Origin of the sequence: Limnohabitans sp. JirII-29 (assembly GCF_003063395.1) — a bacterium.
Lineage (GTDB): Bacteria > Pseudomonadota > Gammaproteobacteria > Burkholderiales > Burkholderiaceae_C > Limnohabitans.
On the sequence record NZ_NESB01000001.1, the window covers coordinates 443384 to 455863 of the forward strand.

At 58.3% G+C, this 12480-nt stretch carries 12 protein-coding genes; 7 read left to right on the forward strand and 5 right to left on the reverse strand.

From position 1 onward, the window contains the following. Positions 1 to 39: 39 nt before the first annotated feature. The 3 genes from B9Z39_RS02150 to B9Z39_RS02160 are packed head-to-tail and all read left to right on the forward strand — an operon-like array spanning position 40 to position 5969. Positions 40 to 3258 carry an efflux RND transporter permease subunit gene (locus B9Z39_RS02150; protein ID WP_108300542.1) on the forward strand — a complete coding sequence of 1073 codons (3219 nt, stop codon included), beginning with the start codon at positions 40 to 42 and terminating at the stop codon, positions 3256 to 3258. A gap of 3 nt (positions 3259 to 3261) precedes the next feature. Then, positions 3262 to 4527: an efflux RND transporter periplasmic adaptor subunit gene (locus tag B9Z39_RS02155; RefSeq protein ID WP_108300543.1), complete on the forward strand. Its 1266-nt coding sequence runs from the start codon at positions 3262 to 3264 to the stop codon at positions 4525 to 4527. Beyond that, positions 4524 to 5969, forward strand: coding sequence for an efflux transporter outer membrane subunit (locus B9Z39_RS02160; RefSeq protein ID WP_199221157.1), 1446 nt, complete (start codon positions 4524 to 4526; stop codon positions 5967 to 5969). The genes B9Z39_RS02155 and B9Z39_RS02160 overlap by 4 nt, the downstream gene beginning before the upstream one ends. A 15-nt stretch (positions 5970 to 5984) precedes the next feature. Here B9Z39_RS02160 and B9Z39_RS02165 read toward each other — a convergent pair whose 3' ends face one another. From B9Z39_RS02165 to B9Z39_RS02175, 3 genes are read right to left on the reverse strand one after another with little or no spacing between them, the layout of a single operon-like run. After that, the gene (locus B9Z39_RS02165; protein WP_108300545.1) at positions 5985 to 6416 is read right to left on the reverse strand and encodes a DNA-binding transcriptional regulator; all 432 of its coding nucleotides are present in this window, start codon (positions 6414 to 6416) and stop codon (positions 5985 to 5987) included. A gap of 60 nt (positions 6417 to 6476) precedes the next feature. After that, positions 6477 to 7682 carry an MFS transporter gene (locus B9Z39_RS02170; protein WP_108300546.1) on the reverse strand — a complete coding sequence of 402 codons (1206 nt, stop codon included), beginning with the start codon at positions 7680 to 7682 and terminating at the stop codon, positions 6477 to 6479. Further along, a complete protein-coding gene (locus tag B9Z39_RS02175; RefSeq protein WP_108300547.1) occupies positions 7679 to 8680 on the reverse strand; it encodes a tripartite tricarboxylate transporter substrate binding protein in 1002 nt (333 codons plus the stop codon). Before B9Z39_RS02175 ends, B9Z39_RS02170 begins: the two co-directional genes overlap by 4 nt. 144 nt (positions 8681 to 8824) lie before the next feature. Here B9Z39_RS02175 and B9Z39_RS02180 point away from each other — a divergent pair, with 144 nt between their 5' ends. Both B9Z39_RS02180 and B9Z39_RS02185 read left to right on the forward strand, forming a co-directional pair. Next, positions 8825 to 9619 (forward strand): SDR family oxidoreductase, encoded by a 795-nt coding sequence (locus B9Z39_RS02180; RefSeq protein ID WP_108300548.1) that lies wholly within the window; start codon positions 8825 to 8827, stop codon positions 9617 to 9619. A 12-nt stretch (positions 9620 to 9631) separates the two neighbouring features. Beyond that, positions 9632 to 10012, forward strand: coding sequence for a hypothetical protein (locus B9Z39_RS02185; protein ID WP_100145921.1), 381 nt, complete (start codon positions 9632 to 9634; stop codon positions 10010 to 10012). 9 nt (positions 10013 to 10021) lie between these two features. On the opposite strand, the gene B9Z39_RS02190 is transcribed toward B9Z39_RS02185, so the two are convergent. Beyond that, the gene (locus tag B9Z39_RS02190) at positions 10022 to 10315 is read right to left on the reverse strand and encodes a DUF1330 domain-containing protein (RefSeq protein WP_100145919.1); all 294 of its coding nucleotides are present in this window, start codon (positions 10313 to 10315) and stop codon (positions 10022 to 10024) included. Between the two features lie 79 nt (positions 10316 to 10394). Between B9Z39_RS02190 and B9Z39_RS02195 the strand changes: the two genes are divergently transcribed. Beyond that, positions 10395 to 10697 carry a DUF1330 domain-containing protein gene (locus B9Z39_RS02195; protein WP_100145917.1) on the forward strand — a complete coding sequence of 101 codons (303 nt, stop codon included), beginning with the start codon at positions 10395 to 10397 and terminating at the stop codon, positions 10695 to 10697. A 7-nt stretch (positions 10698 to 10704) separates the two neighbouring features. On the opposite strand, the gene B9Z39_RS02200 is transcribed toward B9Z39_RS02195, so the two are convergent. Continuing rightward, positions 10705 to 11052 carry a flagellar protein FlaG gene (locus tag B9Z39_RS02200; protein WP_143474159.1) on the reverse strand — a complete coding sequence of 116 codons (348 nt, stop codon included), beginning with the start codon at positions 11050 to 11052 and terminating at the stop codon, positions 10705 to 10707. A 445-nt stretch (positions 11053 to 11497) separates the two neighbouring features. On the opposite strand from B9Z39_RS02200, the gene B9Z39_RS02205 reads away from it, so the two are divergent. Continuing rightward, complete coding sequence (locus B9Z39_RS02205) at positions 11498 to 12475, forward strand: tripartite tricarboxylate transporter substrate binding protein (protein ID WP_108300549.1); 978 nt, start codon at positions 11498 to 11500, stop codon at positions 12473 to 12475. Positions 12476 to 12480 lie beyond the last annotated feature (5 nt).

Here is a 12480-nt window from a genome sequence, read left to right on the forward strand (position 1 = left end):
CTACACTCGCAGCTTTGCAGCAGACGGAGCACCCCCCTGATGTCCATGGTTCAGTTGGCGCTGAAGCGCCCTTACACGTTCCTCGTGATGGCCATCTTGATTGTGTTGGCCACGCCGTTCGCGCTCAAAAACATGGCGACGGACATCTTTCCGGAAATCAACATTCCGGTCATCAGCGTCATCTGGAACTACAACGGTTTGCCTGCCCAAGAAATGGGCCAACGCATTGCCGCGCAAACCGAACGCGGCTTGACCACGGTTGTCAGCGACATCGAGCACATCGAATCCACGTCCCTGGCGGGCGTGACGGTGGTAAAGGTATTTTTCCAGCCCGGCGTGAACATCCAAACCGCGATCGCCCAAGTGGTGGCTTCTGTGCAAACCCAGGTGCGTCAGTTGCCACCGGGCATCACGCCGCCGTTGGTCATCAAATATTCGGCGTCGAGCATTCCGGTCATGCAGCTGGCGCTCTCCAGCCCCACGCTGCCCGAGAACGTGTTGTTTGATGCCGCAGTCAATGGCTTGCGCCCACAGCTCATCACCATTCCTGGGGTGGCGTCGCCCTTTCCTTATGGCGGAAAAATCCGCGCCATCTCGGTGGACTTGGACACCCAGGCCTTGCAAGCGCGCGGGCTCACGCCGGCTGACGTGGTCAACGCGGTCAACACACAGAATTTGATCTTGCCCTCAGGCACGGTGAAGATGGGCGACACCGAGTACACGGTGCGATTGAATGGCTCACCCGGTGTCTTGTCGGGCCTCAACGATTTGCCAGTGCGCACCAGCGGCAACATCACCACCTACTTGAAAGACGTGGCCTATGTGCGCGACGGCTTCCAACCACAGACCAACGTGGTACGCCAAGACGGTGTGCGCGGGGTGTTGTTGTCGGTGCTGAAAAACGGCGGCGCATCCACCTTGGACATCGTGTCTAACGTCAAGGCCTTGCTGCCACGAGCCGTGCAGGTGCTGCCCGAAGATGTGAAGGTCACGCCTTTGTTTGACCAGTCGGTGTTTGTGCTGGCCGCCATTGAAGGTGTGGTGGTGGAGGCCTTGATTGCGGCGGGCTTGACCGCCTTGATGGTGCTGGTGTTTCTGGGCAACTGGCGTAGCACGGTGATCATTGCGTTGACCATTCCGCTGTCCATCTTGACGTCGATCTTGGTGTTGTTTGCGCTGGGCGAGACCCTCAACCTCATGACGCTGGGCGGCTTGGCCTTGTCAGTGGGTATCTTGGTGGACCAAGCCATTGTGACGATTGAAAACATCGAGCGGCACATCCACTTGGGCAAAGACTTGAACCATGCCATCGAGGTGGGTGCGGGCGAAATTGGCCCCGCCGCGTTTGTCGCCACCTTGTGTATTTGCATTGTGTTTGTGCCCATGTTCTTTTTGTCGGGCGTGGCGCGTTTTTTGTTTGTGCCACTGGCCGAGGCGGTGGTGTTTGCCATGATCGCGTCGTACTTCTTGTCGCGTACTTTGGTGCCCACCTTGGTGATGATGCTCATGGGCGGCGTGCACGAGGCCGCGGCCAACGACAAGCCCAGCTTGCTGCAACGCGTCTACCGAAGTTTCGACACACAGTTTGAACGGGTGCGTCGGGCCTACACCTTGTCGGTGTCGGCAGCGTTGTCGCACCGCGGTCAGTTCATGGGGTTCTTCATGGGCTTTTGCCTGTTGTCGTGCTTGCTCTACCCGGTGCTGGGACGCGACTTTTTCCCCAACGTGGATGCCGGACAAATTCGCCTGCACATGCGCGCGCCCACAGGCACCCGCATTGAAGAGACGGCACGCATTGCCGATGCGGTGGAGACGGTCATTCGCGAGTTGGTGCCGCCCGATCAGTTGGAAACCATTCTGGACAACATCGGTTTGCCCAACAGCGGCATCAACCTGTCGTACAGCAACGCTGGCACGATTGGCACGATGGACGGCGAAATTTTGATGTCCTTGAAAAAAGGACACCAACCCACCGACGAATTTGTCACCTTGCTGCGCAACGAGTTGCCCAAGCGTTTTCCGAATGTGGAATTCTTTTTCCAAGCGGCTGATATCTCCACCCAGATTTTGAATTTTGGTTTGCCTGCGGCCATTGACGTGCAGTTCACCGGCAGCGATGTGCAGGGCAACGCCGCTTTGGCAGCCGAGTTGACCAAGGCCATTCGCAACATCCCTGGCGCGGTGGACGCCCATGTGCACCAGCGCTTGGACGGCCCGGTGGTGGACCTGAAGATGGACCGCACCCGCTTGCAGCAATTTGGCATGGGTGCGGCCAACGTCGGGCAAAACGTGTTGATTGCTTTGTCGGGCAGCTCACAAACCGCGCCTGCTTTTTGGCTCAACCCGCAAAACGGCGTGGTCTACAACGTGGTGGTGCAGTCGCCCCAGTACAAGGTGGACTCCATCGATGCCTTGCTGGGCATCACCGTGGGTACCACACCCAACGCCAACAGCGGTGTCAACGGCTCCTTGCCATCCACCACCCCCACGCAATTGCTCGGCAACTTGGTGGATGTGGGCGTGGGACGCCAATTGCCGGTGGTCTCGCGCTACAACATCCAGTCGGCCATTGATGTGTATGCGAGCGTGCAAGGCACCGACTTGGCCAGTGTGGCCTCGCAGGTGCAAGCCTTGGTCGACGAGATCACACCCAAGCTCAAGCGCGGCAACCAAGTGACCATCCGGGGCCAGGTGCAAACCATGCAGTCGTCGTTCATCGGTTTGGGGGTGGGCTTGGCCATGGCGATTGTGTTGGTCTACCTGTTGATCGTGGTGACCTTCCAGTCGTGGATCGATGCCGCCATCATCATCACCGCCTTGCCCGCAGCGCTGGCAGGCATCGCGTGGATGTTGTTTGTCACGGGCACCACCTTGAGCGTGCCCGCCCTGACCGGGGCCATCATGACCATGGGCGTGGCCACGGCCAACAGTATTTTGGTGGTGGCGTTTGCACGCCAGCGTCGCGAGGAGGGGGTGCCACCGTTGTCGGCTGCACTCGAAGCCGGTTCGACCCGCATCCGCCCGGTTCTGATGACGGCTTTGGCCATGATCATCGGCATGATTCCGATGGCCTTGGGCATTGGCGAAGGGGCCGAACAAAACGCGCCACTGGGCCGCTCGGTGATTGGTGGCTTGTTGTTTGCCACGGTTTCTACCTTGTATTTCGTGCCGGTGATCTATGCCCATATTCACCAGTGGTTGATCCATCGCGCATCGCGTCAAGAACAGGGGTTGTCACACACCCCGCAGGAGAGCTGAGTCATGTCAGAAGAACGTCATTCCCCGTTGGCCATTCACCCAATTCCTGAAGAGGAATCGGCTGAGTTGTTGCGACGCCGACAAATCATTCGCCGCAGCAAGCAGGTGGCGGTGGTGGCCTTGGTCGTGTTGGCTGTGGGTGCCGGGCGCACCGTGGTCAGTCGTTTCTACAACGGCAAAGAACTGCAAGCCGGTGTGACAGAGCGCAACCAGAACTATGTCAAAACCACCTTGGTTCAAGTCAGCCAAGCCGGTCAAACCATTGCCTTGCCTGGGTCGTTGCAGGGCTATGTGCAGTCGCCCATTTACGCCCGCGCTGCGGGCTATGTGAAACGCTGGCACAAAGACATTGGTAGCCGCGTCACCAAGGGCGAAGTCTTGGCCGAGCTGGAAACCCCAGAGATTGACGAGTTGTATGCCCAAGCGCAGGCCGACCGTCAGCAAGCCGCCGCCAGCTTGGATGTGGCCAAGAGCACCGAGGTGCGCTGGGTGGCCTTGCGCGCCAAAGACGCCGTGTCGCAACAAGAGGTGGACGAGCGGCGCAGTGCCAGCACCCAAGCCCAAGCCCGCTTGGCCTCGACCGAGGCCAACGTGCAGCGGCTCAACCAGTTGCTCAACTTCAAGCGTTTGGTGGCACCCTTCGACGGCGTGATCACCCGGCGCAACGTGGATACCGGCGACTTGGTGGATGCCGGTGCGTCCGGTGGCGTGGCACGGGCCTTGTTTGTGGTGACCCAAACCGATCCGTTGCGCTTGTATGTGAACGTGCCGCAAACCTATGCCCAACAAGTCAAGACGGGGCAAACCGTGGCGGTCACGCAGGCTGAGTTGCGAGGGCAAAAATTTGAAGGCAAGGTGGCACGTACCGCAGCGTCGATTGACGCGCTCTCGCGCTCCATGCAGGTTGAGATCGCCTTGCCCAACAAAGAGGGCGTGTTGTTGCCAGGCGCGTTTGTGCAGGTGGATTTGCCCCTGGCCGCCAAACCCGGCATTGCGATTCCGAACAACGCCTTGATCATCCGTGGTGATGGCATCAAGGTGGCTGTCATCGACGCCGAGCGCCGCGTGCGCATGCAAGCGGTCACGCTGGGGCGCAACTTTGGCGAGCGGGTTGAGATTCTGTCGGGCTTGGAACAGGGCGCACGCTTGGTGCTCAACCCGCCAGATTCTTTGGGCGAGTCAGATGTGGTGGCTTTCAATGCCGAGCAAGACGACAAGGCGGCTGCCGAAGCCGCCGCCAAGGCCAGCGCCAAGAAAGGCACACCGTGACAGCGCGCCGTTCATGCTCTGCCGTGTGCTTGCTGGTGGCCAGCGCTTGGCTGGCTGGTTGCGCCACCGCGCCTGCTTACGTCAAGCCTGAGGTGGCCATGCCCGCGAGCTGGAGTGGTGAAGGGCCTTGGCGTGCGGCGCAACCCGCTGACACCCAGGCCAAAGGCCCTTGGTGGGAACGCTTTGGCGATGCCGAACTCAACGCTTTGGCGCAACAGGCCATGACCGGTAACCAAACCTTGGCCGGCGCGTATGCACGCCTGACGCAGGCGCGTGCCACCTTGGGCATCAATGCTGCGAGCACCATGCCCCAGGCGAGCATGGGTGTGCGTGCACAGCGTTTGGAAATTTCTGCCAATCGACCGTTGACCAATTACAACGCGCCGAACTACCAGACACTCCAAAACGATTATTCACCCACGCTGGCCGTGAGCTACGAAATTGATTTGGCCGGACGCGTCAAAAGCTTGGTGGCTGGGGCCACGGCTTCGGCACAGCAAGCCCGTGCTGACCTGGAAAACACCCGCTTGATCTTGGTGGCCGATTTGGCGGTGAACTATTTCAGCTTGCGCGCCCTCGACACCGAACTGGATGTGTTGACACGCTCCATTGGCTTGCAGCGGTCTTCGTTGGACTTGGCCAACCACCGCCACGACCTGGGCGTGGCTTCAGGGCTGGATGTGGCACAGCAACAAGCCTTGCTCGACACCACCTTGACCCAGGTGGACATTCTCAAACGCCAGCGTGCCTTGTTGGAGCACGCCATTGCCACACTGGTGGGAACACCTGCACCGCAATTTGCCTTGCCTGTCAAAGCCACGCCGATGACGCCGCCTGCCATTCCTGTGGGCATTCCTTCGGATGTGCTGCAACGTCGCCCCGATGTGGCTGCTGCTGAACGCGCCATGGCCGCTGCGAACGCGCAAATTGGCGTGGCCACGGCAGCCTTCTACCCGAGCCTGATCTTTGGTGCCAACGGCGGTTTCGACAGCCGTGTGTTTAATGACGTCTTCAACGGACCCAGCGCTTTGTGGTCGGTGGGCGTGTCGGCCACGCAGACTTTGTTTGATGGGGGACGCATTCAATCCAATGTGGACTTCAGCCGCGCAGGCTTTGAGCTGGCGGTGGCCAACTACCGCCGCGTGGTGCTGACTGCGATGCAAGAGGTGGAAGACGGCATCAGCAGCGTGAGCGCGATTGACCGTGCGTTCAATCAGGCGCAAAAAGCGATTGAAAGCAACCGACGCGTGTTGCAAATTGCACAAGACCGCTACCAAGGCGGCATTGCCAACTCACAAGATGTGATCATTGCCCAGCAGTCCCAGCTCAACAGCGAGCGCTTGGCTGCTCAATTGCTGGGGCAGCGCTTGTTGACCTCGGTGTTTTTGATCAAGGCCTTGGGTGGGGACTGGCAGACGGCCAGTGCAGCTGCCGTGCCCTGACAGCGGGGCTAGGTGTTACTGTGAAAGTCGATCCCAGGCTTCTTTTTTCCTGAGCTTGCGCACCGCAGAGATGGCCGGTAGTTGACTTGGGCGTGGGCGTGATTTGCCGGTTTCCCAGTGGTACACCGACTGGGCTGATACACCCAGAAGCTTGGCCATTTCATGGGCGGTCAATCCGAGCTTTTTGCGCAGCGAGGCAAACCCACCGGCTCTGAAGCGCAAGGCAACCACCGGCGTGTCTTGTGTTGGCGCAGACTTGCCTTTGGGTTGCTGTTGTTTGAGCAGGCGAGAGACAGCCGACTCCAGACTGGCAATGCGCCGTTTCAACGCTGCGATTTCAGCGCGGTATTGGGCCGAGGCTTTTTTGGCTTGCTTGGAATCTGCGCGTGTTTCTTTGCGTGCAATGCGCGCTATTTCATTTTTAAGCTGTTCGGCAAAAGTAGGCATAAAGTGACCTTGGCGTTAATAGTTGGCGGATCATACTGAACGACCAGGATGGTTGGGAGCTTATTCGCGGCCCGCCAGTACGCGGTTTTGAGCCCACCACAACGCCGAAATGCCAACCACACTGAGTGCTGTCATCAACACCAAACCTTGCTGGTAGCCCGTGGTCGCAGACCACAACAGCCCCATGATCCAGGGTGCGCTGGCGCGGGCCAGTGCCAAAGGAATGCCCAGTGCGCCATTCAAACTCCCCATGTGTTCATGGCTGATGTATTGCGCAATGGCCGTGCCTTTGATGATGGTCAACATGCCATTGCCCAGGCCATACAGCAACACAAACATCAAGGCCCACACCAGGTGCTGGCTGCCCATGAGCAGGGCGACAAATCCCAGTGGAATCAGGCACGGCATCCAGCGATTGGTTTGATGCACATCGAGATTTTTTTCTAGTCCATATAGGCCCAGACGTCCTACCACTTGCAAGACCCCAATCAGGGCCGGCACGGCCAACACCCAGTGCTGTGGCATGCCTGCTTCGCGCAGCAAACTCACCATGTGTGCGGGCAGGGCGCTGGTGGTCATCATCATCAACACAATGAACACTCCCAGCAGCCAGAAAGCCGGCTCTTTCAGGTGAACATGCAGCCCTTTGGGGGCTTGTCCTTCGTGCACGCGCAGGTGTTGTGGTTGGGGCGCATCTTTCAATAAACGGTAATGCAGCGGTGCGCACACCAGCAAGTGCATGGCAGCCAGCCAGCACATGGTGTCGCGCCAACCGACGACATCCATCATCCAGGCAATCAAAGGAATGAACACGGTGCTGGCCAAGCCCCCCATGAAGGTGACCCAAATAATGGCGCGTCGAAAATCGTTGGGAAAGCGTCGCGTGATCACGGTGAAGGCCGGGGGGTAAAGCGTGGCCGACAAGCCCACCCCCATGGTGATCCAGACGGCATAAAACTGCGCCGCAGTGCTGACTTGGCTGTGCGCCCAAAATGCCAAGCCCAGCAGCACCGAGCCACCGGTCATGACCCGCTGTTCATGGCCTTGGTCAATCCAGCGCCCTACCCAAAAAGCCAACAGACCTTCGCTCAACAGTGCCAGGCTAAAGCCCAGAGATGACTCGGCACGGGTCATTTGTAGAGACACTTCCAGCGGTTGCATGAACAACGAAAAACCGTAGAACACACTGCCCCAGCTGATGAGCTGCTGCAGCGACAACAAAAATAAAAAGCGCAGGTCAAGGGCTTGACCTGGGGCTGACCTCATTCGACTTTGAGCCCTGCCTCCACCGTCAGGGCTTCCCATTTGGGTCCTTCTTTGTCAAAGAAGTCTTTCGCTTCACTGGCATTGGCAAATGTTTTGGCGGTGGAGCCGTCTTTGTCCAAACGCTTGGTGTATTCCTCGGAGGTCACCACTTTGTTGACTTCGCGAATCAGTTGTTCCAGTTGCCGCGCTGGGGTATGGGCTGGCGCGTACAAGGCGACAAAGCCCACGATGCTGGGGTAATTGGCAATCACCTCGTTGGCGGCGGGTACTTGGGGCAAGGTTTTGTTGCGTGTGTCGCCCGACACGGCCAATGCTTTGAGTCGGCCTTGGGCAATCAAAGGCAGCGAGCTTTGCACCGACATGATGGCCATGTCCACTTGCTTGCCACCCAGGGCGGTCAGCAAATCAGGACCACCGCGGTAGGACACGGGCGTGCCTTTGATTTTTTCTGCGCGTTCCATGGCAACGCCCAAGAAATGTCCCAAGGTGCCGTTGCCCCCAAAAGCCCAACTCACCGAGCCGGGTTGGTTGCGCAGCTGTGCGGTGACTTCTTTGAGCTGTGTGAACTTGCTGTCACCGGGTGTGACAAAGATGTAAGGGAACGAGGACAGGTAGGCGACCGGTGCGAAGTCTTTGTAGGGGTCATAGCCAGAGTTCTTCACCATGATCGGGTTGGCGTAATGGTTCACGCTATTGACCAACAAATACAAGGTGTTGCCACTGGACTTGGCCACGTAGTTGGCGGCAATGTTGCCGCCCGCACCGGGCTTGTTCTCTACCGTCACAGACAGGCCCGTGTTGCGTTGCAAACCATCCGCGAGTCCGCGTGCCAAGGTGTCCACGCCACCGCCGGGCGAGAAGGGGGCGACCAAACGAATTTGTTTGCCACTCAGCGGGTTGTCTTGCGCGTTCGCGGCAGGCCATGCCGCACATAACCCAGACAGGGCGCAGGCCCACACCATCAAACGCCGCGTTGGAGAGCCTTGGTTGTTCGTCATAGTCAGAGTGTTCCTCGAATCAGAAATTAACACCGTCGCATGTCTGTCTTCATGGTCATTACCAATGGTGGACCGCAAGACCCGCCATCACAATGCGTCCTGCGATTAAACCACTTAGCTTAGAAGACTAACCATAGGACAAACATGGATCTCGACCTGAATCAAAAACATGTGCTGATCACGGGCGGCAGCAAAGGCATTGGCCTGGCATGCGCGCAGGCTTTTCTGGCGGAGGGTGCGGTGGTGACGTTGATCTCTCGCAGCCAAGCCAACTTGGATGCCGCGCGTTCGCAGTTGCTGCAAGGCGGTGTGCAGGCTACACGTGTCCACGTGTGTGCGGCAGATTTGCGCGACCCAGCAGAGGCTGCGCGTGCACTGGAGCAAGCGTTTGTCGCAGCGGGTGAGATCGATGTGTTGGTCAATTCAGCCGGTGCAGCCAGTCGCATTCCAGCGTTTGAATTAACGCCTGAAGATTGGCAAGACGCGATGAATTCAAAATTTTTCAGCTACATCAACATCTTGAATCCTGCCCTCAAGCGCATGGGTCAGCGTGGTCAAGGCAGCGTGGTCAACATCGTAGGCATTGGTGGCAAAGTGGCCAGCGCCGTGCACGTGGCTGGGGGCGCTGCGAATGCGGCCTTGTTGCTGGCCAGTGCGGGGTTGGCGGCGGCCTATGGTCCCAAAGGCGTGCGTGTGAACGCACTCAATCCGGGGCGCACACTGACCGGTCGCATGCAGGGCTTGTTAGAGGCCGAGGCGGCGCAACACCACATCAGTCTGGAAGAGGCCACACGCCGAGCGGGCGCCAAAATGCCTTTGGGTCGTGTGGCCGAGCCCAGCGAGATTGCCAATGCGGTGGTCTTTTTAGCGTCTGGCAAAGCCAGTTATGTCAGTGGCGCCATGCTCACGGTCGACGGTGCCTTGACCGCCATCATTTAAGAAAGCGCCAACATGCACCTGTTCAGAATTTTCACCAACGCAGCGGGTGACTCCGAGATTGAAATTCGTCAAGTCCCCATGAGTCAGGCCGATCGGCCCATGTCAGCAATTTTTCCTAGCGAATCGATCTTCTTTCGAGAGACGCCGCAGGGCCACGTGCAAGATTTTCACAACGCACCGCGGCGACAGTTGATCTTCATCACCTCGGGACTCCTGGAGTTAGAGACCAGCCAAGGCAAGCGCTTCATTTGTCAGCCGGGTGATGTGTTGTTCACTGAAGATGCTCAGGGCCGGGGCCACATCACCCGCTCGTTGCGTGGCACACGTGGGTTTTTCCATGTGGTGGTGCCTGAGAGCTTTGACGTCAGCGCGTGGCCACTGCTGACGCCTTGAGGGGCTGCGTCAGGTGCCTTCGATGATGCGAATGTCACGCACCACGGCGTTGTCGCCCAACGCCTTCAGCGCTGCTTTGTAACCTGCGCTGTCGTAGGCGGCCAAGGCTGCTTGCAAGCTGTCAAACTCCACCACCACCAGACGCTGCATCTCTCCCGATTCTTTGACGGCGGCAGGCATGCCACGCGCCAAAAATTTGGCACCAGCCGCTGCCAATGCAGGGCCTGCCAGCTTGGCGTATTCGGCCAATGCATCGGGGTTGTCTATGGAACGGTAGGCGCTGACCCAATAGGCTTTTGTCATCTTGATGTCCTGTGTGAAAAGTAAAAACAAGCAGAATCTACAAGCATTTCCAACACCACCTAGTCATGCAGGAGACCTCATGAGCAAAGCCTATCTGATTGGACAAATCACTGTCACCAACCCCGAAGGATATGCCGAGTACGCACGCCAAGTGCCCGACACCATTCACCGCCACGGTGGGCGCTATATCGTGCGCGGTGGCACAACGTCTGTGCTCGAAGGCTCGCCACTGGGTGAGCGACAGGTCGTTCTGGAGTTTCCCAGTCGACAGGCTGCACAAGCCTGGTACGACAGTCCGGAGTACCAAGCCATCCTGCATTGCCGTCAAGACAACTCACACGGACATCTGATGCTGGTGGATGGCTACAACGACGTGTTCTAGAGCGTGATCAGGTTTTTTCGTCCACCAAATGGCCGGCGAGTTTGCTCGTGGTGTGCGTGTCGGCTGAGAAGTCTTTGAATGACAGTGTTCGCACCAATTCACCCGTGTGGTGGTTGGTGATCTTCACCACGAGGGCATGATTTTTTGCATCCACCGAGTAAGCCAATTGGGTGTCATCGCTGGCCACAGGCTTGGGTTTTTCAGCGGAGGTTATGTGAGCCTCTTGGGCTTGTACCGTGCTCTTGGACCTGGGCTGAATCGTGGCTTGGCTGTCCATCGGGCGGCCCGTAGCTTCGCCTGTCGCCGTGTGCACGGTGGCAGGAGGAAGTTGAAGATTGCCCAAAACAGAAGTCACCACATACCCTTTCAATCGAGGCTTGTTAGCTCTCGTCTGGGTTGAATCGACCGCTGAATCCAATACTTGAGCCGGTTTGATGTGTGCGCGCGTGGCTTAAAAAAGTTGTTGACACAGGGTAGGACGAGTTTTACGATGACATCGCTGCGGTTGAGAAATCTTCCAAAGCATCAAGTGAAGAGCATCTATGCGCTTCAGCACAAGGGTCACAACATACTCTGACCCTGGGTGCAACCAGACAGCTGATCCTCTCGTGACAGCCGTCGAACCCGACTGGTGTGAGCCAGTCGGGTTTTTTCGTTTGGGGTCGCCAACATCATGCCCCCGTCGCCTTCCATGGCAACAGCCTAGAAAACTCCAGGGCTGTGAGAAAAAATACTTCAAGGGTTTTCTGTACGGTGGTGTAACGCGTAGCCGCCTATCATGAAAAAAACGGAGACAACGGATGAGACAACGCATTTCTTTTCTCGCCGCGTGCTTGTGCGCGGCGCTTGTCAGCGCGCCCGCCTTGGCGCAGAGCGACTACCCCAACAAACCCATTCGCGTGATCGTGCCCTGGCCGGTGGGCGGCGTGGCCGACATCGTGTTGCGCGTGATCGAGCCACGCTTGCGCCAAGAGCTGGGTCAGTCGTTGGTGATCGACAACCGCCCCGGTGCCGGTGGTGTGATTGGCGACGACATGGTGGCCAAGGCCGCACCCGATGGCTACACCTTGTTGTTCACCTCATCCGCTGTGAACATGAACATTGCCATTGGCCGCAACTTGCCCTACGACTTAGAGCGTGATCTGCTGCCCATTGCCAACGTGGCGTGGGCACCCATGATCATGGTGGCCACACCGTCGCTCAAATACAAGTCGGCCCAAGAGCTGGTGGCCGATGCGCGCGCCAACCCGGGCAAGATGAGCTACGCCTCGGCAGGCAACGGCTCGCCCTCGCACCTGACGGTGGAAATGTTCCGCGACAAAGCGGGCATCCAAGCGGTGCACGTGCCCTACAAAGGATCGCCCCAAGCCATGATTGACCAAATCGCGGGTCGGGTGGACTTTCACTTCGTCAACTCGGCCACCGCCTTGCCCCACATCAACGGGCAAAAAGTACAGGCTTTGTTTGTCACGTCCAGCAAACGCTTGAATGTGGCACCCAACATTCCTACCAATGCCGAAGCGGGTTTCCCAGACATGCAGGCCAGCCAGTTTGAAGGTTTCTTTGCGCCACGCGGCACGCCGCGTGTGGTGCTCGACAAAGTGTCGGCTGCCGTCAATAAGGTGTTGGCCATGCCCGATGTGGTGAGTGCCATGGCGCCCTATGCGGTGGAGATTGATGGTGCCAGCAACCCACAAAAATTTGCCACCATGATGCGCGAAGACCGCGAGCGCTGGATACAGGTGGCCAAGAACGCCAACATCAAGTCCAGCGACTGACACAC